At 69.9% G+C, this 25,869-nt stretch carries 25 protein-coding genes and 2 pseudogenes; 9 read left to right on the forward strand and 18 right to left on the reverse strand.

The window, feature by feature from the left end; genetic code table 11:
• Positions 1–215: 215 nt before the first annotated feature.
• Complete coding sequence (locus OG819_RS02425) at positions 216–1,355, forward strand: nucleotide disphospho-sugar-binding domain-containing protein (protein ID WP_266647804.1); 1,140 nt, start codon at positions 216–218, stop codon at positions 1,353–1,355.
• A gap of 199 nt (positions 1,356–1,554) precedes the next feature.
• On the opposite strand, the gene mtmMI is transcribed toward OG819_RS02425, so the two are convergent.
• The 3 genes and pseudogenes from mtmMI to OG819_RS02440 all read right to left on the reverse strand — a co-directional run.
• The gene (gene mtmMI / locus OG819_RS02430; protein WP_266647806.1) at positions 1,555–2,592 is read right to left on the reverse strand and encodes a demethylpremithracinone o-methyltransferase; all 1,038 of its coding nucleotides are present in this window, start codon (positions 2,590–2,592) and stop codon (positions 1,555–1,557) included.
• A gap of 39 nt (positions 2,593–2,631) precedes the next feature.
• Entirely contained in the window at positions 2,632–3,612 is a 981-nt protein-coding gene (locus OG819_RS02435; RefSeq protein ID WP_266647807.1) for a class I SAM-dependent methyltransferase, read from the reverse strand.
• A gap of 61 nt (positions 3,613–3,673) precedes the next feature.
• Positions 3,674–4,126: pseudogene (locus OG819_RS02440) on the reverse strand (glycosyltransferase); the annotation flags it as partial.
• Between OG819_RS02440 and OG819_RS02445 the strand changes: the two are divergent.
• The 4 genes from OG819_RS02445 to OG819_RS02460 all read left to right on the forward strand — a co-directional run bounded on the left by OG819_RS02445 (position 4,007) and on the right by OG819_RS02460 (position 6,951).
• Positions 4,007–4,264 (forward strand): hypothetical protein, encoded by a 258-nt coding sequence (locus OG819_RS02445; protein WP_266652942.1) that lies wholly within the window; start codon positions 4,007–4,009, stop codon positions 4,262–4,264. The pseudogene OG819_RS02440 and the gene OG819_RS02445 sit on opposite strands and share 120 nt — an antisense overlap.
• Before the next feature lie 46 nt (positions 4,265–4,310).
• Positions 4,311–4,853, forward strand: coding sequence for a flavin reductase family protein (locus tag OG819_RS02450; RefSeq protein WP_266629554.1), 543 nt, complete (start codon positions 4,311–4,313; stop codon positions 4,851–4,853).
• A complete protein-coding gene (locus OG819_RS02455) occupies positions 4,850–5,704 on the forward strand; it encodes an alpha/beta fold hydrolase (protein WP_266629552.1) in 855 nt (284 codons plus the stop codon). Before OG819_RS02450 ends, OG819_RS02455 begins: the two co-directional genes overlap by 4 nt.
• Positions 5,705–5,769: 65 nt before the next feature.
• The gene (locus tag OG819_RS02460) at positions 5,770–6,951 is read left to right on the forward strand and encodes an acyl-CoA dehydrogenase family protein (RefSeq protein WP_266629550.1); all 1,182 of its coding nucleotides are present in this window, start codon (positions 5,770–5,772) and stop codon (positions 6,949–6,951) included.
• Between the two features lie 449 nt (positions 6,952–7,400).
• Here OG819_RS02460 and OG819_RS02465 read toward each other — a convergent pair whose 3' ends face one another.
• The 4 genes from OG819_RS02465 to OG819_RS02480 all read right to left on the reverse strand — a co-directional run bounded on the left by OG819_RS02465 (position 7,401) and on the right by OG819_RS02480 (position 11,903).
• Positions 7,401–7,793: a type II toxin-antitoxin system death-on-curing family toxin gene (locus OG819_RS02465; protein WP_266629548.1), complete on the reverse strand. Its 393-nt coding sequence runs from the start codon at positions 7,791–7,793 to the stop codon at positions 7,401–7,403.
• Positions 7,790–7,984 (reverse strand): ribbon-helix-helix protein, CopG family, encoded by a 195-nt coding sequence (locus tag OG819_RS02470; RefSeq protein ID WP_266629546.1) that lies wholly within the window; start codon positions 7,982–7,984, stop codon positions 7,790–7,792. The genes OG819_RS02465 and OG819_RS02470 overlap by 4 nt, the downstream gene beginning before the upstream one ends.
• Positions 7,985–8,406: 422 nt before the next feature.
• Positions 8,407–9,735, reverse strand: coding sequence for a TRAM domain-containing protein (locus tag OG819_RS02475; RefSeq protein ID WP_266647809.1), 1,329 nt, complete (start codon positions 9,733–9,735; stop codon positions 8,407–8,409).
• Positions 9,736–9,851: 116 nt separating this feature from the next.
• The gene (locus tag OG819_RS02480) at positions 9,852–11,903 is read right to left on the reverse strand and encodes an APC family permease (RefSeq protein ID WP_266430046.1); all 2,052 of its coding nucleotides are present in this window, start codon (positions 11,901–11,903) and stop codon (positions 9,852–9,854) included.
• 381 nt (positions 11,904–12,284) lie between these two features.
• Here OG819_RS02480 and OG819_RS02485 point away from each other — a divergent pair, with 381 nt between their 5' ends.
• The 3 genes and pseudogenes from OG819_RS02485 to OG819_RS02495 all read left to right on the forward strand — a co-directional run bounded on the left by OG819_RS02485 (position 12,285) and on the right by OG819_RS02495 (position 14,982).
• Complete coding sequence (locus OG819_RS02485) at positions 12,285–12,956, forward strand: TrkA family potassium uptake protein (RefSeq protein WP_266629542.1); 672 nt, start codon at positions 12,285–12,287, stop codon at positions 12,954–12,956.
• The gene (locus OG819_RS02490) at positions 12,956–13,633 is read left to right on the forward strand and encodes a TrkA family potassium uptake protein (protein ID WP_266647811.1); all 678 of its coding nucleotides are present in this window, start codon (positions 12,956–12,958) and stop codon (positions 13,631–13,633) included. Before OG819_RS02485 ends, OG819_RS02490 begins: the two co-directional genes overlap by 1 nt.
• 102 nt (positions 13,634–13,735) lie before the next feature.
• Positions 13,736–14,982, forward strand: a pseudogene (locus tag OG819_RS02495) (IS701 family transposase).
• 124 nt (positions 14,983–15,106) lie between these two features.
• On the opposite strand, the gene OG819_RS02500 reads toward OG819_RS02495, so the two are convergent.
• From OG819_RS02500 to OG819_RS02540, 9 genes are all read right to left on the reverse strand, one after another.
• A complete protein-coding gene (locus OG819_RS02500) occupies positions 15,107–15,883 on the reverse strand; it encodes a DUF3159 domain-containing protein (protein WP_266647813.1) in 777 nt (258 codons plus the stop codon).
• Positions 15,884–15,886: 3 nt separating this feature from the next.
• Positions 15,887–16,285, reverse strand: a complete 399-nt coding sequence (locus OG819_RS02505; RefSeq protein ID WP_079090087.1) for an OB-fold nucleic acid binding domain-containing protein — start codon at positions 16,283–16,285, stop codon at positions 15,887–15,889.
• Between the two features lie 117 nt (positions 16,286–16,402).
• Positions 16,403–17,086, reverse strand: a complete 684-nt coding sequence (locus tag OG819_RS02510; protein WP_266430067.1) for a response regulator — start codon at positions 17,084–17,086, stop codon at positions 16,403–16,405.
• Positions 17,083–19,620 carry a sensor histidine kinase KdpD gene (locus OG819_RS02515; protein ID WP_266629537.1) on the reverse strand — a complete coding sequence of 846 codons (2,538 nt, stop codon included), beginning with the start codon at positions 19,618–19,620 and terminating at the stop codon, positions 17,083–17,085. The genes OG819_RS02510 and OG819_RS02515 overlap by 4 nt, the downstream gene beginning before the upstream one ends.
• A 122-nt stretch (positions 19,621–19,742) precedes the next feature.
• The gene (locus tag OG819_RS02520) at positions 19,743–20,441 is read right to left on the reverse strand and encodes an ABC transporter ATP-binding protein (RefSeq protein ID WP_266647814.1); all 699 of its coding nucleotides are present in this window, start codon (positions 20,439–20,441) and stop codon (positions 19,743–19,745) included.
• An 86-nt stretch (positions 20,442–20,527) separates the two neighbouring features.
• Positions 20,528–21,706 (reverse strand): alginate lyase family protein, encoded by a 1,179-nt coding sequence (locus tag OG819_RS02525; protein ID WP_266629534.1) that lies wholly within the window; start codon positions 21,704–21,706, stop codon positions 20,528–20,530.
• Between the two features lie 247 nt (positions 21,707–21,953).
• Complete coding sequence (locus OG819_RS02530; protein ID WP_266430079.1) at positions 21,954–22,715, reverse strand: DUF3710 domain-containing protein; 762 nt, start codon at positions 22,713–22,715, stop codon at positions 21,954–21,956.
• A gap of 1 nt (position 22,716) precedes the next feature.
• Positions 22,717–23,241 carry a dUTP diphosphatase gene (gene dut / locus OG819_RS02535; RefSeq protein ID WP_095852176.1) on the reverse strand — a complete coding sequence of 175 codons (525 nt, stop codon included), beginning with the start codon at positions 23,239–23,241 and terminating at the stop codon, positions 22,717–22,719.
• Positions 23,238–23,822, reverse strand: coding sequence for a PaaI family thioesterase (locus tag OG819_RS02540; protein ID WP_266647816.1), 585 nt, complete (start codon positions 23,820–23,822; stop codon positions 23,238–23,240). The genes dut and OG819_RS02540 overlap by 4 nt, the downstream gene beginning before the upstream one ends.
• A 58-nt stretch (positions 23,823–23,880) precedes the next feature.
• Here OG819_RS02540 and OG819_RS02545 point away from each other — a divergent pair, with 58 nt between their 5' ends.
• Positions 23,881–24,342: a DUF3093 domain-containing protein gene (locus tag OG819_RS02545; protein ID WP_266586599.1), complete on the forward strand. Its 462-nt coding sequence runs from the start codon at positions 23,881–23,883 to the stop codon at positions 24,340–24,342.
• 141 nt (positions 24,343–24,483) lie between these two features.
• Here the strand turns inward: OG819_RS02545 and OG819_RS02550 are convergent, their stop codons facing one another.
• Positions 24,484–25,455, reverse strand: coding sequence for a hypothetical protein (locus OG819_RS02550; RefSeq protein WP_266647818.1), 972 nt, complete (start codon positions 25,453–25,455; stop codon positions 24,484–24,486).
• Positions 25,456–25,468: 13 nt separating this feature from the next.
• On the reverse strand, positions 25,469–25,765 hold the full coding sequence (locus OG819_RS02555; RefSeq protein ID WP_003997302.1) for a DUF4193 domain-containing protein: 297 nt from the start codon (positions 25,763–25,765) through the stop codon (positions 25,469–25,471).
• Positions 25,766–25,869: the final 104 nt, after the last annotated feature.

The raw sequence follows: 25,869 nt of genomic DNA on the forward strand, positions 1-25,869 counted from the left end.
GCCCCTGATCCTGGGCGTCGGGAGACCGCACCGAAATTAGGCAGGGGCCCTAGAGGCTGGCATGAGCCCGGACCGTGTCCGCTTCTTCCAGCACCGCTCGAGGACAGCGCGACCCACTTCCAGGAGTGTTCGGGGCGCGGCGGCGCGGCTGACGGCCGGGCGCCGGGACTTCTCTCCTATCCGAAGGTGGGCCGCAATGAAGGCGATTGTCTGATATGCGCGTTCTGGTCTGTTCCATTCCTCTGCTCGGTCACCTCAACCCCCTGCTTCCGCTGTCCTGGGCGCTGCGGGCCGAGGGGCACGAGGTCCTGGTGGCCACGGACGAGAGCTTCGCGCCGCGGGTCCTCGAGCGCGGGCTGCCCGTGGCGTCGCTGTCGCCCGTGGAGCTGCGGGAGGTGATGGCACGGGACCGGGCCGGCCGGCCGGTGCCGCACACGGCCGAGGCGGACCGGATGTGGCGCAGCGGTCGCGGCTGGGGGCGGCTGGGCGCCCGGCATCTGGCGGAGACCATCGCGCTGATGCGCCGATGGGGCCCGGACCTCGTCGTCACCGACCCCGTGGAGTTCGCGGGCCCGCTGGCAGCCGCGAGCCTGGGCATCCCCTGGATCGAGCACGGCTGGGGCATCCGGCCCAGCCCCGAGTTCGCGCTGGCCGCCGAGGAGGAACTCGAGCCGGAGCTAGGCGCGTTCGGGCTCACCGGGCTCCCCCGGCCGGCCCGCGTCCTCGACACCTGCTCGCCCAGTCTCCAGCGCCCGGGCACGTTCGGCGACCCCATGCGCTATATATCGGTGACCGGCCCCGCCGAGCTGCCCGGCTGGCTGGACGAGCCCAGGCGCCGCCCCCTGGTGTGCCTCACTTTCGGCAGCGTGCTGCCGTCACTGGCGCCGGACCGGATGCGGACCCTGATCACCCGGCTGATGCACACGCTGCCCGCGCTCGACGTGGAGGTGGTGGTAGCCATCGACCCGGCGGGTGCGCAGGGGCTGCGGCCGGCGCCGCCCGGCGTGCTGTCCGTGGGCTGGCAGCCGCTGGACCACGTGGTGCCGCGCTGTGCCGTCCTGGTCCATTACGGGGCCTCCGGCATGACGATGGCCGCGATGGCCGCGGGGGTGCCCCAGGTCGTGCTGACCGTGCCGATCGCCGACGCCCCGGACAACGCGCAGCGCATCGAGGCGTCGGGGCTGGGCATCGCCCTGCCCGCTCTCGACCTCGACGCGGAGCGGGTCGTCGCGGCCTGCCGGGCGCTGCTCACCGAGCCTTCCTGGCGCGTCCGGGCCGCCGAGGTCGCCGCGGAGCAGGACTACCGGCCGGCGCCCGCCGAGGTCGCGGCGGGGCTCACAGCCGCGTTCGGCTGAGCAGGACGCCGCAGGAGAAGACGGATGCGCCGCCGTCCCGGTACCGGGGACAGCGGCGCATCTTCGTGCGGGTTCGGTCCGGCCGTACGGTCGGTCCCGGTACTGCGGACGGCGTGCATCGGTCGTCCGGCCGTGCGGAGTCGTCGGGCAGACGGTACGGCGGGCCCGGTGTGCTCGCGGGACCGCCGTACTGCCGCGGTCAGGCAGGCTTACGGGCCACCAGGAGCCGGTCGTGCGTCATCGTGTCCAGGGGAATCACCCGCTCCACCTTGAAGCCGGCCACCTCCGCCCAGGCCGAGATGTCCCACACCCGGTACTCCGAGCCGCCGTCGAGGATGACGGAGCACACCAGGCTCTGCAGATACGCCCCCGCCTCGGAGGTGTCGTCGAGCATCGCGTCGTAGACCAGCAGCGTGCCCCCCGGGGGCAGGGCACTGAACGCCTGGGCCAGCAGCCTCTTGCGGGATTCCTCGGGGTGGTCGTGCAGGACGTGGCCGAAGAGGATCACGTCGGCGGCGGGCAGGGGATCGCCGAAGAAGTCGCCGCCCACGAAGCCGACCCGGCCCGCGGTACCGCGGGCCGCCATGTGCTCGTCGAACAGCGGCTCGATGCCGGGCACATCGAAGACCGAGCCCTTCAGGTTCGGGTGGTCCAGCACCAACTGTGCCGCGACGTTGCCGCGGGCCCCGCCGACGTCCACGAACGTGGCCCACCGGCTCCAGTCCAGGACCTGGCTCAGTTCCGCGGCCACGAACTGGTTGAAGGTGTCCATGTGGTCGAGGAACCGGCGGGCCCGGTCCAGGTCCGGATGCTCCTCCACCACCGCGCCCGCGGTGATGTTCTTCCCCGAAGTGGCCTTGCCGTCGTGTAGCGCGTCGGCGAAGCGGTTCCACAACTCGTAGTGGACCCGGCCGTGCTGGAGCACGGCGCCGCCGATGTAGTGCGGGCGGCCCGAGACCAGGAAGTGCTCGGCGCGGGGGGTGTTGGCGTACCTGACGCCGTCGAAGGTCAGCAGGCCGAGCCCGACCAGCGCGTCCAGCCAGTCGCTCACGAGGTGGGAGTGCAGCCGACCCTGCTCGCGGATCTCCGCCTCGGTACGCGGGCCCTCGGCGAGGAACTCGAAGAGGTCCAGCTCCAGGGCGGTGTGCAGCACTCGGGCCCGGGTGTAGGCGACATTGAGCTGGAGGATCTCGCGGGCGTCGGCCAGCGAGGGGGCGTTCGACGTGGCGTTCGTCATCACGTGCCTTTCGGTCGAGAGAGGGAATCGGGCAGCGGGTCAGATCCGCTCGGCGATCAGAAGGCGCAGCGGCACCCCGTCCATCTGGTGCAGTTGCGGCTCCCCGAAGCCGTTGGCGGTCAGCAGGTCCCGGTACGTCTCCAGCGCATGCGAATCGCCCTCGTGAGTCCAGGCCAGCATCAACGCGGCGAACAGGTGGGGCACCGGATCGGAGGCCGGGTCGCGGCCGTCCGCAGTGACCGCGACGATGCCGATCCGCCCGCCCGGCCGGGTCGCCTCCGCCAGCCGTCGCAGCATGTCCCCGGCGCGCTCTGCGGAGAAGTGGTGCAGCACGTTGGTGATCAGCGACAGGTCGTACGGGCCGCCCAGCGGCAGCTCGAACATGTCACCGGAGGTCAGCTCGACCCGGTCCAGCACACCCAGGCACTCCGCGTGGCCCCGGGAGTGCTCCAGGACGTTGGCCCAGTCCACGGAGCGGACCCGGGCCTGTGGGTTGCGCTGCGCCACCGTGTAGCCGTACAGCCCGTGCCCGCAGGCGACGTCCAGGATGTCCAGGCGCTCGCGGCCCGCCGTCCACGGGGCCAGCGTGTCGGCCAGCAGGTCGGCGATCAGGGGCGTGTGCGGGGTGGGATTACGGGCCAGGTCCTCCCAGAACGGGTACTCGGGGGTCTCGGCGTTGGTGTCCAGCACGGTCCCGCCGCGCTTGACCGCGTCGGAGAGGTGGCCCAGGGCCTCCCACTCGTAGCGGCTGACCGCGAGCCGAAGGGTGTCGCCGAAGTAGCCGGGGCTCGACTTGACCAGGATGCGGTCGACGCCCGGAGCCAGCCAGAACCGTTCGCCGTCCGTGTGGAGCAGTTCGATGGCGGCGAGCGCCCGCAGCAGGACGCGTACGCCCCGAGGGGGCACGCCGAGCCGTGCGGCGACGGTCTCGGCCTCGGCCGGGCCGTCCGCCATCGTGTCGAACACGGCGAGGTCGAGCCCGGCGCACAGCACTCCGGCGCGGCGTACCGCCTGGGCCATGTTGAGCAGGGTGAACTCGTCGATCGGTGGAAACGGTGGTCTGTGTCACGATCCCTCTTCCTCAGTGGTGGGTGGATGCGGTGGCCAACTCGGCGAGTTCGGCGGCCACGTGGGCGGGGGTCGGCTGGGAGAGCATCTCGGCGCGCAGCCGATCCGCCGCGGTGCGGATCTCGGGGTCCTCCAGCAGCCTGATCACCGCGGCGCGGATTGCCTGCTCGTCCGCCTGCTCTCCCTGCAGGTGGATGCCGGCGCCCGACTCGGCGAGCGCGGCGGAGATGTTGTCCTGGTCGGCCATGTGGGAGATGGCCAGTTGGCCGAGGCCGGCGCGGATCGCGTTGAACACGGTGCCCGAGCCGCCCTGGTGGACGATGGCGTCGCAGTCGCCGAGCACCAGGTGCAGGGGCGGCGAGTCGAGGACCCGGACGTTGCCCGGGAGTTCGCCGAGCTGTTCGCGGGACGCGGCGTCGGCAGCGACCACGATCTCGATGTCCAGCCCGTCGAGCGCCCGGATGACGGCTGGGGCGGCATCGCCGTGGACGACCTCTCCTGGGAGTCGCGCACCTTCGACCGCTTCAGCATCTGGGGGCACCACCAGCCCGAGGCGTCCAAGCAACTGCCGCCCGCCCTCATCACCCGCGTCCAGCAGGCGTGAGCGCCCTGTGCAGCCCGCCGTACAGGAACGACAGAAAGAGCCCGCGGTGACACTCGTCGACCACCAGGACCCTGCCACCTTCCGCAGAGTCCTGGGGCACTACCCCACCGGTGTCGCGGTCATCACCGCAATGACCCCGGAAGGTCCCATCGGCATGGCGGTAGGCACCTTCACCTCCATCTCGCTCGACCCGCCACTGGTCGGGTTCTTCCCCGACCGCAACTCCTCGACCTGGGCGCGCATCCGCACCGCGGGAGCCTTCTGCGCCAACATCCTCGGCGAAGACCACGAGGCCGTCTGCCGCGTCTTCGCGTCCCGGGACGTCGACCGCTTCGCCGCCGTCGACTGGGTGCCGGGCCCGACCGGCTCACCGGTCCTCACTGACGCCATCGCCTGGGCCGACTGCCGACTCGCCGACGACCACCCCGTCGGCGACCACGACCTCGTCGTCGGCCACGTCACGGGACTCGCCCTGCGACCCGGCGAACAGGCGCAACGCCCGCTCGTCTTCCACCGCGGCCGGTACGGAACCTCCACCACCGCGACCGCCGCCCTCTCGTCCCTGCCCCTGGAAGGAGCCTGGCTGTGACAGCCGTCGTCCTCACCGAGGAAAACACCAGCCGCACCGTCACCACCAAGGACTGGACGCTGCACTACAACGAGGCAGGCAAGGGCCACCCCGTGATCTTCCTGCACGGCAGCGGTCCCGGCGCCACCGGCTGGAGCAACTTCTCCGCCAACATTCCCGCGCTCGCGGAGCATTACCGGGTACTTGCCGTCGACATGCCGGGCTGGGGCCGGTCCGACACCGTCGAAGGAGAGGAGCGGGACCACACCGCCGTCGCGATCCAGTTCCTCGACGAACTCGGCATCGAGAAGGCCGCCTTCGTGGGCAACTCCATGGGCGGCATGACCGCCCTGCGGCTGGCCGCCCTGCACCCCGACCGCGTCTCGCACCTCGTCACCATGGGCGCGCCCGCGGGGAAGGGCGGTCCCTGTCTCTTCGGCCCCGGCGACGGCCCCAGCGAGGGACTGAAGGTCCTCGTCCGCGGCTACGCGGAGCCCACAGAAGCCACCATGGCCGAACTGGTCGACGTCATGACCTTCCACAGCGGCCCCGACCGTGAGGAACTCGCCCGTGCCCGGGCCGCGGCCGCGCAGGCCCGCCCCGACCACCTGAAGAACTTCCTGGAGTACCTGCAGCGGACACATCAGGTCGGCACCTCCGCCACCGACAGCGAGATCGCGGCCATCTCCGCGCCCGCGCTGCTCATCCACGGACGTGACGACCGTGTCGTCCACTTCGAGAACTCACTGCGCCTGGTGTCGACGATTCGCGACTCGCGCCTGGTGCTCCTCAACCGCTGCGGCCACTGGGCGCAGTTGGAGCACGCTTCCGAGTTCAACCGCCTGGTCGCCGACTTCATCGACCAGCACTGACCACCGACCCACTGGTCCACTGGTCCACTGGTCCACTTGCCCCTCAAGGACGAGGTTTCACTTTCATGCACGAGGTAACCGAGCGCGTCGAGAAGCTCGCCGCGCAGTTCGAACAGCAGGCCGTCAAGGACGACGAAGCAGGCCGGCTCACCGACGAGACCGCCGCGATGATGCGCTCCGCCGGAGTCGTCCGTCTGCTGCAGCCCCGCGAGTTCGGCGGCTACGAGGCCACACCCGGCGAGTTCTACCGCACCGTGATGGCGCTCGCGGCCCGCAACCCCGCCGCCGGCTGGGTGGGCGGCGTCGTCGGCATCCACCCCTGGGAGCTGGCCCTCGCCGACCGGAAACTCCAGCAGGAGCTGTGGGGCGAGCACGGGGAGAACGCCGACACCTGGGTCTCCTCCCCCTACGCGCCCAACGGCCGCGCCCGCAGGGTCGAGGGCGGTTACCTGTTCTCCGGACGCTGGCCCTTCGCCTCGGGCAGCGACCACTGTGACTGGGCCGTCCTGGGCGGCATCGTCACCGACGACGACGGCAACATCCCCATGCCGCCGGACATGCGGCACTTCGTCCTGCCCCGCGCCGACTACGAGATCCAGCAGGACAGCTGGGACGTGATCGGCCTCGCGGGCACCGGCAGCAAGGACATCATCGTCCGGGACGCCTTCGTTCCCGACCACCGCGCCCTCGACGCGCACGAAGTGAGCGAAGGCGTTCTCGCCGAACGCAACCGGCCCGGAAACCCCCTGTACGCGATGCCGTTCGGCGTGATGTTCTCCAGCGCCATCAGCGCCTCCACCCTCGGCATCGCCGAAGGTGCGCTCGCCGCCTTCCTCGCCTACACCCGCCAGCGCGTCACCATCGTCGGGAGCCGGGCCGCCGAGGACCCGCACCAGCTGTCCAGCCTGGGCGAGGCCGCCGCCGACCTGGACGCCAGCCGCACCCACCTGCTGGCCACCATGGACCGCATGTACGACGACGTCCTCGCTGGCAAGACCGTCACCATCGAGGCCCGCGCCGAGGCCCGCCGCAACCAGGTCCGCGCCTCCCGCCGCGCCACCGACGCCGTGGACGAGCTCTTCCGCCGGGCCGGCGGCGGCTCGCTCCGCCGCGACCAGCCCTTCCAGCGCTACTGGCGCGACGTCCACGCCGCGATGAACCACCTGTGCAACGTCGCCGACAGCATCTACGAGGGATGGTCCCGGGACCAGTTCGGCCTGCCGGCCGGGCTCCGCGTCCTCGTCTGATCCCCATCCCCGAGACGCCCCCGCCGCGACCGACCGCACCGGAATCGGCGGGAGCCCGCGCAACGGCCCCGGCTCTCACCCCTGGCCGGGGTCGTTGCCACCTCCCCACTCAGGCCAGAACGGATGCCATTTCCGCGTGGAGACGTGCCCCGGCAAGGCCCGCACCGCAGGGCGGTGTGATCGCTCCGAGCCGGATCCCTCCAATGCACAGCGCCCGCTTCCACGAAGGAATATCTCTCGGGGGAGGTGGCCGAGGGCCTCCTCTTGCCGTACCGGGAGAAGTTCCGGCGACGTCTGCTGGAATCGCCGTACGCGTCACAGGGCCGCCCGGGGATCATGGAGTTGCCGCTGCGCGGTGCCCGGTCTGCGCCTACGCCCCGGTTCCAGCCTGACCTGAGCGGGGTGAGTGAGGCCCGGGCGCAGGCGCCCGTCCCTCACGTCGTCGATTGTCAGGAAACGGGGAACCAGGCCGACAGGCGCTTGGCAATGACCGGTACATCGACGTTGTCCTGCGCGACTTCCTCGACGAACGGGCCGGCAATGGAGACGGGCGGCGGAAGGGTACTGGCACTGACGCCATTGAGCCGCAGGAAGACGCGCATGGCGAGCCAGGCGGTGCGCTTGTTGCCATCGATCAGCGCGTGATTGCGGGCAACGGAGTGCAGCAGTGCCGCCGCCTTCTCGTGCAGCGTGGGATACAGCTCAGCTCCGAACACGTTGGTCCGGGGCCGCTCAATAGCTGACACCAAAAGTCCCATGTCACGCACGCTGTGCTCGGTACCGTTGACCGTGCGAGCGATGGCCAGAATCTCGTCGATCTGGATGTAGCGCACTTCGGTCACTTCAGGTAGTCCAGGATTTCCGCATCGCTGTCCATGAGCTCGGCCAGGACGTCATCGACCTTCAGCTCGGCCCGATTCTGGGCGTCACGGATGGCCTCAATGGCAAGTTCCTGCTTGCTGCGGTGTTCCCGACGAGCACGCTCGGTAAGCTTTGCATCAAGGTCATCGGGGAGTCGGAGTGTCATCGCCATACAGCGATGATACCTGACTGGTATCTAGGTGGCGAGGTGACACTAGCCACTCAGGTCCTCGGACTACGGCGCCACGTTCTGTGACTTGGACGGGCCGCGCTCTCAGCTGCAACGAGCCTGAGGCCGGGATGTCAGCTCGCACGGCTGGAAGGTGCAGCGGGACACCCTGCCGGATTGCTTCCCCCTGGCCGATGGCCCGGTCCGCAGGGCAGGAGCCGGAGAGGCCCGTGAGGTTGAGACTCCTGATTCGAGCGTCATACGAGCGTCAAGAATCTCCGATCGAGACCTTGAAGGCGTCGCCGACGCAAGCGACTCCCTGATGAATTCGCAGTTCAGGCGGCTTCAAGGGTCAAGCCGGGCACTCGACCCGCTCCACGGATGGAAACAGGTCGAGCAACCCACCCAAACCGCAAAACCGCAGGTCAGATCCCCTTCGCCCCCGGCTCCAGAATCGCCACGCACTCCACGTGATGCGTCATCGGAAACAGATCGAACGCCCGCAGCGTCCGCACCTTGTACCCGCCGTCGCGGAAGTACCCGAGGTCGCGGGCCAGCGCCGCCGGGTCGCAGGCGACGTACGCGATGCGGCGGGCGCTCAGGGAGGTGAGGTGTTCGACCGTCTTCTTGCCGCCGCCGGCGCGGGGCGGGTCGAGGACGATCAGGTCGACCTCGGTGATGCCGGTGCGCGGGAGGACCGACTCGACCTTGCCCTGTTCGATGCGGACCCGGTCGAAGGCGGCGAGGTTGTGCCGGGCGTCCTCGACCGCGCGCTTGCCCGACTCGATGCCGAGGACCGCGCCCTTGTCGCCCAGTCGGTCCGCGAGGGCGCCCGCGAAGAGGCCGACGCCGCAGTACAGGTCGAGCGCCATCTCGCCCTTGCGCGGCATCAGGCCCTGCATGACGGCCTTGACCAGGGTGTCGGCTGCCATCGGGTGGACCTGCCAGAAGCCGCCGCTGCCGACACGGTACGTACGGCCGTCGGCCCGCTCGCGCACGAACGCGCGGCCGTGGACGCGGTGGATGCCGCCGTCGTGCTCCTCGACGCGCATCACCGAGACGGGCTTGTCGAGTTCCACGAGGGGCAGGCGGGCGCCGGGGCGGGGCTCCAGGATGACCATGCGGTCCTGGGAACCGGTCGCGGCGATCGCGTCGACCGAGGCCATGCCGGACCAGTCGCGCTCCTCGATGCCGAGTTCGCTGACGCCCGGCGCCGCGATCATGCAGTGCTCGATCGGCTCGACCTCGTGCGAGCGGTGGCGGCGCAGTCCGGCGTTGCCGTCGGGGTCCACGGCGTACTGGACGCGCGTGCGCCAGGCTGGGACCTCGCCGGCGGGCAGCTTGTCGCCCTCGGCGGGCATCACCGTGCCGTCCCAGCCCGCCTCCTCGGGCGTGAGGCCCGCGAGCCGCTGCAGCTGCTCGGCGATGACCTCGCCCTTGAGGCGGCGCTGCGCGCCCGGCTTGGCGTGCTGCCAGTCGCAGCCGCCGCAGCGGCCTGGGCCGGCATAGGGGCAGGGGGCTTCGACGCGGTCCTTGGAGGCCGAGAGGATCGTCACCGCGTCCGCGCGCAGGAAGCGCGCACCCTCCTCGCCCTCCGTGACGCGCGCGACGACGCGCTCCCCGGGCAGAGTGTGCCGGACGAAGAGGACCTGGCCCTCGCTCGTACGGGCGATGCAGTGCCCGCCATGGGCCACGGGGCCGATCTCGACCTCGTACTCCTCCCCCACCAGCGATTTCTTCGGTTCTGCCTGCATGGCGGGGTGACTCCAGATGCGAAAGGGGATGAAGGAAGGGGTCGCGGAACGACGAGCGGCCGGACAACAGCCCACCAGTCTACGTGGACGTTGCCCGGCCGCTCACCACAAGACCGTCAGCCCTTGGTGTTCGAGGTCTCCTTCGGACGCTCCTCCGCCGGACCCCGGCGCACCGCACCCGGCGCGTTCCAGTCCTGCCGCTTGCGGGCCCGGTTCTTCGCGGCCTCGGAGGACTCCAGCTGGTAGGGCACGGAGGTCACCATCACACCGGGCGTGAACAGCAGCCGCCCCTTGAGCCGCAGGGCGCTCTGGTTGTGCAGCAGGTGCTCGTACCAGTGGCCGACCACGTACTCGGGGATGATCACGGACACCGCGTCGCGCGGGGACTCCTTGCGCAGGCCCTTGACGTACTCGATGATCGGCCGCGTGATCTCGCGGTACGGCGAGTCGAGGACCTTCAGCGGTACGTCGATGCCGCGCCGCTCCCACTCCTCGCGCAGCGCCTTGGTCTCGGCCGGGTCGACGTTGACGCTGAGCGCTTCGAGGGTGTCGGAGCGCATCAGCTTGGCGTAGGCGAGGGCGCGCAGGGTCGGGCGGTGGATCTTGGAGATCAGGACCACCGAGTGGACGCGGGAGGGGCGGACGCTGTCGTCGGAGGGCCCCTCGGGAGCGGCGATCTCCTCGGCGACGCGGTCGTAGTGCTTACGGATCGCGCTCATCGTCGCGTAGAAGATCACCATGCCGAGCAGGGCCACCCAGGCGCCGTGGGTGAACTTGGTGACGAGGACGACGACCAGCACCAGACCGGTGAAGAAGGCGCCGAAGGCGTTGATCGCGCGGGAGCGGATCATATGGCTGCGCTTGGCCGGGTCCTTCTCGGTGCGCAGGTGGCGGTTCCAGTGCCGGACCATGCCGGTCTGGCTGAGCGTGAAGGACACGAAGACGCCGACGATGTAGAGCTGGATCAGCCGCGTCGAGTCGGCGCCGTAGATGACGACCAGGAGCGTGGCCGCGCCCGCGAGCAGCACGATGCCGTTGGAGAAGGCGAGGCGGTCGCCGCGGGTGTGCAGCTGGCGCGGCAGATAGCGGTCCTGGGCGAGGATCGAGCCGAGCAGCGGGAAGCCGTTGTACGCGGTGTTCGCCGCGAGGAACAGGACCAGCGCGGTCGCGGCGGCGAGCACGATGAACAGGAGGCTGCCCTTGCCGAAGACCGCCTCGGCGACCTGCGAGATCACCGGGTTCTGGACGTATCCGGAGCCGATCGGGACGCCGTTGTGGATCAGGTCGGTGGCCGGGTTCTCGGCCATCCGGACCTTGGTCGTCATGGCCAGGGCGATGATGCCGCAGAACATGGTGACGGCGAGCAGGCCCATCGCCGCGAGTGTGGTCGCGGCGTTCTTGGACTTGGGCTTGCGGAAGGCGGGAACGCCGTTGGAGATGGCCTCGACGCCGGTGAGCGCCGCGCAGCCGGAGGAGAAGGCACGCAGCAGCAGGAAGACGAGCGCGAAGCCCGCGAGGCCCTGGTGCTCGGCCTTGATGTGGTAGTCGGACGTCGGTGCGCGCATGGTGTCGTTCAGTACGAGCCCGCGGAAGGCACCCCACGCGATCATGATGAAGACGCCCGCGACGAAGACGTACGTCGGAATCGCGAAGAGCTTTCCGGACTCCTTCACTCCGCGCAGGTTCATCAACGTGAGCAGCACGATGACGACGACGGCGCACAGCACCTTGTGCTCGACGACGAAGGGGATCGCGGAGCCGAGGTTCTCGATGCCGGAGGCGATGGACACGGCGACGGTGAGGACGTAGTCCACGAGCAGCGCGCTGGCGACGGTGAGGCCGGCCTTGGGGCCGAGGTTGGTGTTGGCCACCTCGTAGTCGCCGCCACCACTGGGGTAGGCGTGCACGTTCTGCCGGTAGGAAGCGACCACCGTGAACATCAGCACGACGACCGCGAGCGCGATCCAGGGGCTGAAGTGGTAGGCCGACACGCCCGCGATGGAGAGGACCAGAAGCACTTCCCCGGGTGCGTAGGCCACGGAGGAGAGCGGGTCGGACGCGAAGACGGGGAGTGCGATGCGCTTCGGCAGGAGGGTTTCCCCGAGCCGATCACTGCGCAGTGCGCGCCCGATCAAGATCCGTTTGGGCACGTCGGTCAGTTTGGACACGCAGAGGATCGTAAGCGTTCGAACGGGACGTCGCCCACCCGCCGCTCGACATCTGCTCTCCGAGTGAAAACGGGAAGGGGTCCCGTTGCGGATTCCGTAGCCACGTACTTCCGCATGCCTATATGACAAAGCCCCTGTTTGCCCCACTATGGAGGTTCCATGCATGCGACCGCTGAGCTCATCGGTGCCACGGCAGGACTCGTCGGACTCGGAATCCTGACTCTTCTCAGTGTGCGCAGCTTCAATCGCCGCTGATCGTCGAAGACGCGCAGGCGAACGTGCACAGGGGTGCCCCTGATCGACCGCGCGTGTGTAGCTTGGGCGGCGGTCTGAGACCCTGTTCAGCCTGAGCCGTAACCAATCACATCCGGAAGGACGGTCGTGCACATCGTCATCATGGGCTGCGGAAGAGTGGGTTCCGCTCTCGCCCAGACCCTGGAGCAACAGGGGCACACGGTCGCTGTGATCGATCACGACCCCACCGCCTTCCGACGACTGGGCTCCGGCTTCGGCGGCCGTCGTGTCACCGGAGTCGGCTTCGACCAGGACACCCTGCGCGAAGCGGGCATCGAGGAGGCCGGCGCCTTCGCCGCCGTCTCCAGCGGTGACAACTCGAACATCATCGCCGCCCGGGTGGCCCGCGAGATGTTCGGCATCGAGAACGTCGCGGCGCGCATCTACGACCCGCGCCGCGCCGAGGTCTACCAGCGCCTGGGCATCCCGACCGTCGCCACCGTCCGCTGGACGGCCGACCAGATGCTGCGGCGGCTGCTCCCCTCGGGCGCCGAGCCGCTGTGGCGCGACCCCACCGGCGGGGTGCAGCTCGCCGAGGTGCACGCCTCCGCCGCCTGGGTCGGCCACAAGATCAGCCGTCTCCAGGACGAGACCGGGGTGCGTGTGGCTTTCCTCACGCGGCTGGGTGAGGCGATCCTGCCCTCCTCGCAGACGGTGCTGCAGGAGGGCGACCTCGTGCACGTGATGATGCGCACGAACGACGTTGAGAAGGTCGAGGCGTCGTTCGCCGAGGGCCCCGAAGAGGAGAGCGGTCACTGATGAGGGTCGCCATTGCCGGTGCCGGTGCCGTCGGCCGCTCCATCGCGGGCGAGCTCCTGGAGAACGGGCACGAGATTCTGCTGATCGACAAGGCGCCGACCGCCATCTCGGTCGAGCGCGTCCCGCAGGCGGAGTGGCTGCTCGCCGACGCCTGCGAGATCACCTCGCTGGACGAGGCGGCGCTGCAGCGCTGCAACGTGGTCATCGCGGCCACCGGTGACGACAAGGTCAACCTGGTCGTCTCGTTGCTCGCGAAGACCGAGTACGGCGTCCCGCGCGTCGTCGCCCGCGTGAACAACCCCAAGAACGAGTGGCTGTTCAACGAGGCCTGGGGCGTGGACGTGGCGGTCTCCACCCCGCGTCTGATGTCGGCCCTGGTCGAGGAGGCGGTGAGCGTCGGCGACCTGGTCCGGCTGCTGCGCTTCAGCCACGGCGACGCGAACCTGGTCGAGCTGACCCTCCCGCCGGAGTCGGCCCTGGCCGGCACCCAGGTCGGCGACGTGGAGTGGCCCGAGGACACCTCCCTGGTCACGATCATCCGCGGCACCCGCGTCCTCACCCCCTCCCACGAGGACTCCCTGGAGGCGGGCGACGAACTCCTCTTCGTGGCCGCCCAGGCCCGCGAAGAGCAGCTCGAGGACCTGCTCTCGGTCCGCCGCGACGACGCGACGAGCTAGTACTGCAACCGCATCTGCCGTGACAGGTGCTGGGTTGGCTCGTTGTTCCGACTGTGCGATGAATCGTTGACGGTTGAGCAGGTCGAGTCGTGGTCCGAGGGGATAGCCGGGTTCCATGCCCGGTTCGCCCACCGTTTCGGCAGGTCGGAGCCCCGCGAGCGGGCGTCGGACTACCTGAACGGGTTGCTCGCGCCGCTTGAGAAGAAGAACGGGTGGACGCTGTCGGAGCAGGTCGGGCAGTTGCGCCCCGACGGCGTCCAGCGCCTGCTCAACCACTCCGACTGGGACGAGAACGCGGTCCGCGACGATGTCCGGGACTTCGTCGTGGAGACCATCGGCGCCAAGGACGCGGTGCTGATCGGCGACGACACCGGCTTCCTGAAGAAGGGCACCAAGTCCGCCGGCGTCCAGCGGCAGTACACCGGCACAGCCGGCCGCACGGAGAACAGCCAGATCGGAACATTCCTGGCCTACGCCTCCGCCAGGGGCGGGCGTTGATCGACCGCGAGCTCTACATCCCCGTCTCCTGGACGGATGACCGTGACCGCTGCCGCGCGGCCGGGATCGACGACGAGGTCCCCTTCGCGACCAAGAACGAGCACTTCAAGTGGATGCTGCAACGCGCCATCGACGCGGGTGTCCCGTTCGCGTGGGTCACCGCTGACGAGGCATACGGGCAGGTCAAGCACCTGCGAGTGTGGCTGGAGGAACGTCGGGTCGCGCACGTGCTGGCTACGAAGGTCAACGACACTGTGATCACCACGCACGGGGCGGACACGCGGGTGGACCAGTTGGTCGCCGCGCTGCCCCGCCAGCGGTGGAAACGAATCTCCGGCGGGGCCGGCGCGCACGGTGAGCGGATCTACGACTGGGCGCGTGTCGCGATCCGCCCGTCCTGGGAAAACGGCTTCGGGCACTGGGTGCTGGCCCGACGCAGCGTCAGCGACCCGAGCGAGATCGCCTACTACGTCTGCTACGGCCCGGTCGCCTCCCGACTGAAAGACCTGGTCAAAGTAGCTGCCGCGAGGTGGGCGGTCGAGGAGTGCTTCCAGACCGCGAAGGGAGAGTGCGGTCTGGACCACTACCAGGTGCGGCTCTACCGGGCCTGGTACCGCCACATCACCCTGGCCATGGCCGCCCTTGCCTACCTGACCGCCGTCCGCGCCGCAGAAGCCACAAAGGGGCACTCTCGACGACGAGCAAGACCTCATACCCCTCAGCGTCCCGGAGATCCGCCGGTTGATGGGCCACGTCGTCGTCACGCGCCACTGTCACAGCAACGAGCACCATCTGCACTGGTCACGCTTCCGACGACGCAGCCAAGCCCGAGCCCGCCGCTCCCACTATAAACGCCGAGGCCACATTCTCCAGATGCGGTTGCAGTACTAGTCGCCAGTCGGCCCCGACAGCTCCGATACGACGGCGGGGGCGCCCGGAGATCTCCGGGCGCCCCCGCCGTCGTACGGGAAACCGCTACGCGTCGCGGCGGTGACGGCCGGCCGTGGCCTCGTCACCGGACTCGTTCGCGAGGGCGGCCTTGCGGTCCTTCTCGGCCTGCTCCTCCGCCTCCATCTCGGCGAACACGTCGATGGGCGCAGGGGCCTTGGCCAGGAACACCCAGGTCAGCCAGACGGCCAGCAGGAAGGGCGGGATCTTCAACGCGATCAGGACCCAGCCCAGCTGGGCGGTGTTGGCCCACCAGTAGAGCGGGAAGAGGATCGCGCACTTGGCGAGCAGGATCAGGCCCCAGGCCCAGCTGGCCTTCGCGTACGCCTTCTTGCGGCCGGGGTTGCGGGTGTGCCAGGAGAGGTTCTCCTTGAAGACCGGGCCGAGGATCAGACCGATCAGAGGCACGCCGGCGAGGGTCGTGACGATGTAGGCGACGGCCAGGCCGAGCGTGTAGAGCATGCCCGGCAGATAGAAGTCCTTGGCGTTGCCCGTCATCATCGCGAAGACCACGCCGAAGGCGACGCCGAAGACGCCGCTGAAGGCGTGCTTGACGGTGTCCCGCATCGCGAGGCGGACCACGACCAGCAGCAGGGACACCCCGAGGGCGGCGATCGCCGACCAGTGCAGGTTCTTGTTGATCGTGAAGATGGTGACGAAGAGCAGGCCGGGCACCACCGTCTCGACCATGCCCCGCACGCCGCCGAACGCCTCGAAGAGTGCGGCCTCGGTCACCGCCCGCGCGTCCTGCTGGGCGTTCTGGGCGTCCTGGGCGTCTTCGGTCGGCTTGTCGAGCGACGTCACCGGCTACTCCCGTCCAAGGGGTCTGAGTTCGTACTTCGGATTGAACAGCACCCTACGGCCCCGGCTCATCGAGATCCGGCCCGAGGCGATCAACTTGCGTCCCGGCTCTATGCCCACGATGGAGCGTCTGCCGAGCCAGACCACGTCCAGGGCGGCCGAACCGTCGAACAGCTCGGCCTCGAGGGCCGGGACTCCGGCCCGTGGGCGCAGAGTGACCGTGCGCAAGGTACCAGTAACCGTGACGATCTGTCGGTCGTGGCAGTCACCGATACGCGTACACCCCGCGGTCTCGGAGTCCTCGCGCAGCTCCTCGGACTCCAGGTCCTCCTGGGACGAGGAGAGCCGGTCGATCATGCGCCGGAACCGGCCCGCCGGCTTTTCGGAACGAGGAACAGCACTCATACCGAAAGCGTACCGGGGAGCGCTGACGTCGGATGAACGCGTGCGCTCACCAGCGCTCCTCCGCGCGCCTGTGCCGTTCCTGTGGCCCTGCCCGCCCTGTACCCCTTCCCGCAGGGACTACTTCTCGAACCGATATCCCATCCCCGGTTCCGTGATGAAGTGCCGAGGATGCGAGGGGTCCACCTCCAGCTTGCGGCGCAGCTGCGCCATGTAGACCCGCAGATAGTTCGTCTCGGTGCCGTACGACGGTCCCCACACCTCCTGGAGCAGCTGCTTCTGACTGACCAGGCGGCCGGTGTTGCGCACCAGCACCTCCAGCAGGTGCCACTCCGTGGGGGTGAGCCGTACGTCCCGCCCCGCCCTGTTGACCTTCTTGGCGGCCAGGTCGACCGTGAAGTCCTCGGTGTCGACGACGACGTCGTCCTCGCCGCCCCCGGTCGGCTCCGCGCGGCGCACGGCGGCGCGCAGCCGGGCCAGCAGCTCGTCCATGCCGAAGGGCTTGGTGACGTAGTCGTCGGCACCTGCGTCGAGCGCCTCGACCTTCTCGTCCGAGGAGTGCCGGGCGGAGAGCACCAGGATCGGCACCCGGGTCCAGCCGCGCAGCCCCTTGATCACCTCTACGCCGTCCATGTCGGGCAGCCCGAGGTCGAGGACGACGACGTCCGGATGGCGGGCGGCGGCGAGCTGGAGGGCACCGGCGCCGTCGGCGGCCGCGTCGACCTCGTAATGGCGTGCCTTCAGGTTGATCACGAGGGCACGCACGATCTGCGGCTCGTCGTCGACCACGAGCACCCTGGTCATGAAGCCTGCCTTTCTGCTGTTGCCGTGGCCAGGGCGCGTCGGTTGTCCACCGCCCGGACCGTGAGCACCATGGTGAGTCCGCCGCCAGGCGTGTCCTCGGCGTTCAGTGTGCCGCCCATCGCCTCGGCGAAGCCGCGGGCGACCGCGAGGCCGAGGCCGACGCCCGCGCCGCGGGGAGCGTCGCCGTAGCGCTGGAAGGGCGCGAAGATGCGGTCCTTGGCCTCGTCCGGGACTCCGGGGCCGCGGTCCACCACCCGTACCTCCACCCGGTCGGCCATGGCGCTCGCGGACACCAGGACCGGTTCGTCGGCGGGGCTGTACTTGGCGGCGTTCTCGACGAGGTTGGCGACCGCGCGCTCCAGCAGGCCGGGGTCGACGGCGACCATGGGCAGCGTCTCGGGGATGTCCAGCTCGGTACTGCCCTCGGGTACGCCGCCCAGCGCCATCGGGACCACCTCGTCGAGGTCGATCTCGCGGATCAGTGGGGTGACCGTACCGGTCTGCAGGCGGGACATGTCGAGCAGGTTGCCCACCAGGTGGTCGAGGCGGTCGGCGCCCTCCTCGATCGCCTCCAGGAGCTCCGCCTGGTCCTCCTCCGACCAGGCCACGTCGTCGGACCGCAGCGAGGACACGGCGGCCTTGATCGCGGCCAGCGGGGTCCGCAGGTCATGGCTCACGGCGGCCAGCAGCGCGGTGCGGATGCGGTTGCCCTCGGCCAGCTCCTTGGCCTGGTCGGCCTCGTGCTGGAGGCGCTGACGGTCCAGGACGACCGCGGCCTGGGCGGCGAAGGCGGCGAGCACCCGGCGGTCGGAGGCGGGCAGGACGCGTCCGGACAGCGCGAGCGCCATGTGGTCGCCGACCGGCATGTCCACGTCCGCGTCCTCGGGCCGTGTCGGTGCCTGGGGGCCCACGCTGCCCGCGCACGTCCACGGGTCGACGTCGCCGGCCCGCTCCAGCAGGGCGACCGACTCCATCCCGAAGGTCTCCCGGACCCGTTCCAGCAGGGCCTCCAGGCTGGTCTCGCCGCGCAGCACGCTGCCCGCGAGGAAGGAGAGGATCTCCGACTCGGCGCGCAGCCGGGCCGCCTGATGGGTGCGTCGGGCCGCGAGGTCCACGACCGAGGCCACGGAGACGGCGACCCCGACGAAGATCGCGATGGCGACGATGTTCTTGGGGTCGGCGATCGTCAGCCGGTGCAGCGGCGGCGTGTAGTAGTAGTTCAGCAGCAGCGAGCCGAAGGCCGCCGAGGCGAGGGCCGGGAAGAGTCCGCCGAGCAGCGCCGCCGCGACCGTCACCGTCAGGAACAGCAGCATGTCGTTGGCGAGGCCGAGGTGGATGGTGTTCAGCAGCAGGGCCAGCACCACCGGGCCGCCGACTCCGATCAGCCAGCCCCAGATGATCCGGGAGCGGCCGAGCCGGGCGCCCCGGGCGACGGGCAGCCCGCGCCCCTTGGCGACCTCGTCGTGGGTGACGATGTGGACGTCCAGATCGGGGCCCGACTCCCGGGCGACGGTGGCGCCGACGCCGGGCCCGAAGACGTACTGCCAGGTCTTGCGGCGCGAGGAGCCGAGCACGATCTGGGTGGCGTTCACCCCGCGCGCGAAGTCGAGCAACGCGACCGGTATGTCGTCCCCGACGACATGGTGGAAGGTGCCGCCCAGGTCCTCGGCCAGGGTGCGCTGGACGGCGAGCTCCTTGGGCGAGGCGGAGGTCAGTCCGTCGCTGCGGGCTATGTACACGGCCATGACCTCGCCGCCCGCGCCCTTCTCGGCGAGCCGGGCGGCCCGGCGGATCAGTGTGCGCCCCTCGGGACCGCCGGTCAGCCCGACCACGATCCGCTCACGGGAGCCCCAGATCTTCGAGACCCGGTGCTCGCTGCGGTACTCGGTCAGATACTCGTCGACCCGGTCGGCCACCCACAGCAGCGCGAGCTCACGCAGTGCGGTGAGGTTGCCGGGGCGGAAGTAGTTGGACAGGGCCGCGTCGACCTTGTCGGACTTGTAGATGTTGCCGTGCGCCATACGGCGGCGCAGCGCCTGGGGCGACATGTCGACCAGCTCGATCTGGTCCGCCCGCCGCACGACCTCGTCCGGGACGGTCTCGCGCTGCCGTACACCCGTGATCGACTCGACGACGTCGCCCAGTGACTCCAGGTGCTGGATGTTGACGGTGGAGACGACGTCGATCCCGGCGGCGAGCAGCTCCTCCACGTCCTGCCAGCGCTTGGCGTTGCGTGAGCCGGGGACATTGGTGTGGGCGAGTTCGTCCACCAGAGCGACGGCCGGGGCGCGGAGCAGGACGGCATCCACGTCCATCTCGCTGAAGACCGAGCCACGGTACTCGAGCTGCTTGCGCGGAACCTGCTCCAGGCCGTGCAGCATCACCTCGGTGCGCGGCCGGTTGTGGTGCTCCACGAAGGCGACGACGCAGTCGGTACCCCGCTCCATACGGCGGTGCGCCTCTGAGAGCATCGCGTACGTCTTGCCGACGCCCGGTGCCGCACCGAGGTAGATCCGAAGCTTGCCGCGTCCCATGGCCCCATTGTCTTCCTGTCACCGCTGTGTACGCAGCGTCGACCTTACGGCCAACAATCTCGACAAATGGGGTGGGAGGCCGGCCGGCGGCCGTCTTTGACGCAACCCTGATGCCGCCCGACTCAGTGCTCGACGATCCCTCCGTCGCGCAGCTCGATGACCCGATCGGCCAGGTCGAGCGGGGTGGCCCGGGAGGGGGAGACCAGGGCCGTCACCTGTTCGCTGCGGACGATCACGTGCAGCAGCTCCATCAGGGCACGGCCGCTCCCCGCGTCGAGCCCGGCCGCGAACTCGTCGGCGACGAGGAGCGCGGGTTCGCCCGCGAGGGCGCGCGCGATCGCCACACGCTGTTGCTGCCCGCCGGTGAGCTCCCCGGGCCGGCACGCCGCGTGGTCGGTGAGCCCGACGAGCGAGAGCAGCCGGGCGATCCGCTCCTCGCGCGCGTGCCCGGCGACCCCGCGCAGCCTCAGCGGCACACCGATGTTCTCGGCGACCGTGAGCAGCGGGATGAGCCCAAGGGGCTGGAAGACGAAGCCGATCCGGTCCCTGCGCAGCTCCAGCAGGCCGTCCTCGCCGAGCCCGTCCAGCGCGAACCCGTCGACGGTGATCCGCCCCGCGTCCGGTTCGTCGAGGCTGCCGACGAGGTTGAGGAGCGTGGTCCTGCCGGACCCGGGGCGGCCCGTGAGGGCGACCAGTTCGCCGCGTGGCACGTCGAAGGAGACGCCGCGCAGGGCGGGTACGACGGCGGCTCCACCGCCGTACCAGCGATGCACCTTCTCGACGCGCACCATGGTCTTTGTGGCGACCTCGACCTGGCTCATGTCCCTCCCCGGTCCACCGGGCGAATACCTTCCCCGCCGGCCGGGCGCCCCGGTGTCGCCACCAGGGCGCCCGGCCGGACAGGGCGTCAGTTCGGATTGTCCCCGTCGGTGAGAGTCTCCCAGGCGACGAAGAGGTTGTTGCTGCCGGACGGCCGGTTCTGCTCGGTCAGCTTCTGGGTGTTGGTCATGGCGATGCCCAAGCGGTTGTGCAGGGCGTTGTAGCCGGTCTCGGTCACCGGCCCCAGCCCGAGGGTGAGGGAGCCACCGCACAGCCAGCTCGGTACCGCCTCGCCCAGCTGGTACTTCGACTGGAATCCGAGCGCCTGCCGCAGCCGCTCGCCGACGTCGGTGCCGTACAGGTCCTCGCCCTGGATCCGGCTGGTCTCGGCGATGTGCGAGATGGCCGAGATGCCGTACCCGGTGTGCGTGAAGTCGCGGCAGGTCTCCTGAGTGAGCCCGGTGACGAAGGTGGACTGCCCCTGCCAGTAGTTGACGATCTTCGCGGTGGTGTCGAGGTTCTGGCTCGGCACGGTCTTGGGCAGCGCGCCGTCGGAGGAGAGGTAGACGTACGCGGCCGTGCGGGTCCGGAACTTCGCCATGGCCTTGTCGTACGACGTCCGGTCCTCAAGGAAGACGGAGATGCCGACGGCGGCCTCCATCATCGACAGTTCCCAGTTCCCGTTGGAGTTGGAGCCGTTGATGACCTCGGGGAGGTAGACGGTGCGCAGCATGGTCGCGAAACGGCCGGAGTTGGCCCAGGTGCCGGTGTACGTGTACTTGATGAGCTCGGCGGCCTTGGGCCACGAGGAGCCGGCCCAGCCGGTCTGCAGGGGCGCGTTGCTGTTGGTGTGCTCTTTGATCACGGCCGACCAGGCGTCCATCAAGGCGATGGACTTCTGCGCGTACCGGTCGTCGCGGGTGATGTACCAGGCGAGGGCGTCGGTGTACGCGGCTATCGCGTCCTCGCGCTCGTCCGTGCAGCCGTAGTTGGGGTTGGAGTAGGAGCCGCACTCCACTGTCGCGCGGGGCTTCGGGACGCGGTTCAGGTCGGCGTACTTGCTCGCCATCATCTGGTCGTACGCGGCCTTCCAGGGCTGGGCCCCGGCGTTGACCTTGGTGCGGGCGAAGTCCAGCTGGCTCCTGGAGACCGTGACTCCGGGGTGCGCGAAGGTGGTGGGGGCGGCGTCGGCCTGTCGGGCGGCGGGCCAGACGAGGGCGCCCGCGACGAGGGCGGTGACGGTGGCGAGGAGGGCGGTACGGCGCATGGTGGGGGGCCATCCGTTCTCGTATGTGAACGATGAGCGCCTCCGTGAACTCAGGCGCTGGGCCGAGACCATAGGTACAGACCAACCGCCCGTCAAGGGATCGCGCACAAGAAAGGGCCGCACCCCCGTCGAGGGGTGCGGCCCTTTGAAGCCCTGTGGCTGCTCTGCCCGCGAAGTCCGACAGACAGGTCCTAGGCCTGTCCTGAGCCCTGTCGTCAAATCCCCGTCTGCCCTGCGACGACAGGACCTAGCGGACCTCGGTGATCTCCGGTCCGCGCTGCAGCTGTCCCATGCCTCCGGAGAAGCGGGAACCGCTCTGCTCCTCCTGCTGGACACCCTCGGGCACCATCTGCGCGTCGTTCGGCAGCTTCAGGACGATCGGGTCGCGCGGGGCCATCGGACCCTCACCGCGTACGACGACCGTGTCCCTGAAGATCTGCTCCAGCAGACCCGCGGCCTGCGGCTGCACGGCGCCCTGCCCGGAGATCACTCCGCGCAGGAACCAGCGGGGGCCGTCCACGCCGACGAACCGCACGACCTGGAAACCACCCGTGCCGTCCGGCAGCTGCACCGGCACCTGCGCCCGCAGCTCCCAGCCCAGCGGGCCCTCGACCTCGTCGATGACACCGCCCTGCTGCGTGATGCCGGAGGCGATCTCCTCGCGCACCTCGCCCCAGATGCCCTCGCGCTTGGGAGCGGCGAAGGCCTGCAGCTGGATGGCGCTGTCCTTGAGGACGACGGTGGCCGCCACGATCGCGTCACCCGCGACCTCGACCCGCAGCTCCATCCCGTCGACTCCGGGGACGAAGAGACCGCCCAGGTCCACGCGCCCCTCGGCGGGGTCCCGCACCTCCGAGTCGTCCCAGGGTCCGTCGGGTCGCGGCTCCGGCTCGAGCCTCACGCGCTCGCGCTCCGCCTCGTCCGCCTCAGTGTCGACACTGTCGACGACCTGCTCGGCCTCGCCCGCCGCGTCCTCGGCGGCACTGCCCTTCTTGCGACGTCCGAACACGTCACTGTCCTTCCCGGTCGGATACGACCGAAGCGTATCGATTCCCACCCGTTGTGCCGCCCACGGCGGCATGACCGCCAGTGGACCCGAAGCCCCCGGCAGCCCGCGCCGAATCGGGAAGTTCCGCGACCTCCTGGAAGCGGACCTTCTCGACCTGCTGGACGACCAGTTGAGCAATCCGGTCGAAGCGCTCGAACCGCACCGACTCATGCGGGTCGAGATTCACCACGATCACCTTGATCTCCCCACGGTACCCGGCATCAACCGTCCCCGGGGCATTCACGAGGGCGACACCGCAGCGGGCGGCCAGCCCGGAACGCGGGTGCACGAAGGCCGCGTACCCCTCGGGCAGCGCGATGGACACACCCGTGGGCAGTACGGCGCGCTCACCCGGCTTCAGTTCACGGCTCTCGGTGGTGCGCAGATCGGCTCCCGCGTCACCCGGTTGCGCGTACTCGGGGAGCGGTACGTCCGGGTCGACGCGGCGGATCAGCACAGCGAGTTCTTGACGGGGCTCGCGGGTCACGGGTTCACCTCGAAGGCACGGACACGGCGGATCTGGTCCGGTTCGTTCATGGCGGCCCGGATCTCCTCCGGACGGCCGTTGTCGATGAAGTGGTCGACCTTGACCTCGACGAAGACGGCGTCGGCGCGAACGGCGACGGGCCCGTCGGGGCCGCCGATCCGCCCGGTGGCGGTCGAGTAGATCTTGCGGCCTGCCACCGCCGTGACCTCGGCCTCCAGATACAGCACCGTGCCCACGGGGACGGGCAGGGCGAAGTCGGTCTCCAGGCGGCCGGTGACCGCGGTGGTGCGCAGCAGCCAGTTCAGCGAGCCGAGCGTCTCGTCGAGGGCGGTGGCCAGCACTCCGCCGTGAGCGAGACCCGGGGCGCCCTGGTGGGCGGGCCGTACGGTGAACTCCGCCGTGACGGTGACGCCCTCCCCCGCGCGTGCCTCCAGGTGCAGCCCGTGCGACTGCTCCCCGCCACACCCGAAACACTGTTCGTAGTGGGCGCCGAGGAGCTCGCCGGGGGCGGGCGCGTCGGCATGCCGCACCGGCGCGACGGCGTCGGCGGGAGGCTTCAGAGCTGCGGAAGTACGACTCACAGCCGCAGACCTTACCCGCGCGTCCACCAAGTCTTCGCACCGTGCCAAGCTTGGCTTCATGCAGCTCTCCGCCTCCCCGTACGAAGAACGCCTCACCGCCCCCCGCAGCTGGTGGGCGATCTGCTTCCTGACCGGGATAGCGATGGCCCTGATCTTCCTCCCCTTCGGCACCTTGCCGCTGCTGGGCGGGCTGGTCGGCGGCACGGCGGTCTCAGCGGTCGTGGCGAGCGCGTACGGGTCGATCCGCATCCGGGTCGTCGGTGACTCCCTGATCGCGGGTGAGGCCAAGATCCCGGTCACGGCCCTGGGCGACGCGGAGATCCTGGACCAGGAGGAGGCGCGCGCCTGGCGCACGTTCAAGGCGGACCCGCGTGCCTTCATGCTCCTGCGGGCGTACATCCCCACGGCCCTCCGCGTCCAGGTCACCGACCCGGCCGACCCCACGCCGTACCTGTACCTGTCGACCAGGGAGCCGGAGCGCCTCATCGCGGCGCTCGAGGCGGCTCGGGCCGCGGCGTAGGGCCTTCGGAATCAGGGGCGCGCCTTCGTGTGACGGTTGCGCACCCGCGCACACCAGTCCACGGCCCATGCGCCTCTGCACCCGAGTACTGCCGCTCCGCCGCTGTCTCCGCTCCGCGGGCGGCCGGTGGTCAGGCGGGGCTCAGTGCCCCAGTTCCTTGGGGATCTCCCCGATCCGCAGTGGATCCGTCGGTTTCTCCAGGGGCGGCAGTTCCAACAGCGCGTCCCACGGCACCTGGGACTTGCGCAGGTCCTTGCGGATACGCGCCGCCAGGCGCTTGGTGTCCCGGCGGTTCATGACCGCCCCCACCGCCGCGCCCACCATGAACGGCATCAGGTTCGGCAGATCCCGGACCATCCGTTTCATGATCTGCTGGCGCAGCTCACGCTTCATCTGGCCGCCCAGCGCGGCGTTGATCGTCGACGGTCTGGTCACGTCGATCCCGCGTTCGGAGGACCAGGAGTTCAGATACCCGGTACTGCGCTGTTTGAGATTGCCCGGCGGCCGCAGGCCGTAGACCTCGTGGAGCTCGGCGATCAGCTTCAGCTCGATCGCGGCGACCCCGGTGATCTCGGCGGCGAGCTCGGTCGGCATCGCGGGCGGCACCGGCAGCATCGCTGCGGCACCGATCCCGGCGCCCACGGTGGACGTCGCGTTGGCCGCACCCGCGACGAGCTTGTCCGCGAGCTGTTCGGGGGTGAGTCCCGGGAACTGCTTGCGGAGGGTCGCGAGGTCCCGTACGGGGACGCGCGGCGCGATGTCGATGATCCGGTCGGCAAGGTAGGACAGGCCCGCCCTGGCCCTGCTGCCGCCTTTCTGAACGCTCTTTCTGACCCCGTCCCGGACGTCGGCCGCACGGCGGCCGGTGGCGGGCACAGAGGCGTCCGCCGGCACCGGATCGTCGGCCGGTCCGGGGTCTCCGGCCGGCGTCACCTCTGCGGCCCGCGCAAAAGCGCCTGTCGGCGCTGTGGCGGGCGCCCGCTCGAGCGAGGCTGATCCTGGTCGGGAAGAGCCCCGCTCGTCGTCACGCACGCCTTCAGGGCCGTCTGAGGGCCCTTCGTCCGCCGCCCGTGAGGGGAAGCGGCGCTTCCAAGGAGGGGTCGAGCCAGTCACGGCCGACCCTGCCTCAGTCGCAGTCGCGGCAGATCGGCTGACCGTTCTTCTCGCGGGCCAGCTGGCTGCGGTGGTGCACCAGGAAGCAGCTCATGCAAGTGAACTCGTCCTGCTGCTTGGGCAGCACCCGGACAGCCAGCTCCTCGTTCGAGAGGTCGGCTCCGGGCAGCTCCAGGCCTTCTGCGGCCTCGAACTCATCTACGTCGACCGACGACGTCGACTTGTCGTTCCGGCGAGCCTTCAGTTCTTCAAGGCTGTCCGAGTCGACGTCGTCGTCGGTCTTGCGTGGGGTGTCGTAATCCGTTGCCATGTCGCTCTCCCCCTCTGGGTGTCTGCGGTGTCTCAGCGCACGTAACGCGTGAGAGGCCGGACTTGTGCCCGACCTGAGGCGGAGATTTTGCCTCACATCAAGGT

Source organism: Streptomyces sp. NBC_01549, assembly GCF_026339955.1.
Lineage (GTDB): Bacteria > Actinomycetota > Actinomycetes > Streptomycetales > Streptomycetaceae > Streptomyces.

Coding starts and splice junctions, on each gene's coding strand:
- OG819_RS02510 (WP_266430067.1), bottom strand. CDS start 17,086: ATGACCAGGGTGCTCGTGGTCGACGACGAGCCGCAGATCGTGCGTGCC.
- OG819_RS02525 (WP_266629534.1), bottom strand. CDS start 21,706: ATGCGCCGTACCGCCCTCCTCGCCACCGTCACCGCCCTCGTCGCGGGC.
- OG819_RS02515 (WP_266629537.1), bottom strand. CDS start 19,620: ATGGGACGCGGCAAGCTTCGGATCTACCTCGGTGCGGCACCGGGCGTC.
- mtmMI (WP_266647806.1), bottom strand. CDS start 2,592: ATGACGAACGCCACGTCGAACGCCCCCTCGCTGGCCGACGCCCGCGAG.
- OG819_RS02505 (WP_079090087.1), bottom strand. CDS start 16,285: ATGAGTGCTGTTCCTCGTTCCGAAAAGCCGGCGGGCCGGTTCCGGCGC.
- OG819_RS02520 (WP_266647814.1), bottom strand. CDS start 20,441: ATGAGCCAGGTCGAGGTCGCCACAAAGACCATGGTGCGCGTCGAGAAG.
- OG819_RS02490 (WP_266647811.1), top strand. CDS start 12,956: ATGAGGGTCGCCATTGCCGGTGCCGGTGCCGTCGGCCGCTCCATCGCG.
- OG819_RS02470 (WP_266629546.1), bottom strand. CDS start 7,984: ATGGCGATGACACTCCGACTCCCCGATGACCTTGATGCAAAGCTTACC.
- OG819_RS02555 (WP_003997302.1), bottom strand. CDS start 25,765: ATGGCAACGGATTACGACACCCCACGCAAGACCGACGACGACGTCGAC.
- OG819_RS02545 (WP_266586599.1), top strand. CDS start 23,881: ATGCAGCTCTCCGCCTCCCCGTACGAAGAACGCCTCACCGCCCCCCGC.
- OG819_RS02425 (WP_266647804.1), top strand. CDS start 216: ATGCGCGTTCTGGTCTGTTCCATTCCTCTGCTCGGTCACCTCAACCCC.
- OG819_RS02460 (WP_266629550.1), top strand. CDS start 5,770: ATGCACGAGGTAACCGAGCGCGTCGAGAAGCTCGCCGCGCAGTTCGAA.
- OG819_RS02475 (WP_266647809.1), bottom strand. CDS start 9,735: ATGCAGGCAGAACCGAAGAAATCGCTGGTGGGGGAGGAGTACGAGGTC.
- OG819_RS02435 (WP_266647807.1), bottom strand. CDS start 3,612: ATGGCCCAGGCGGTACGCCGCGCCGGAGTGCTGTGCGCCGGGCTCGAC.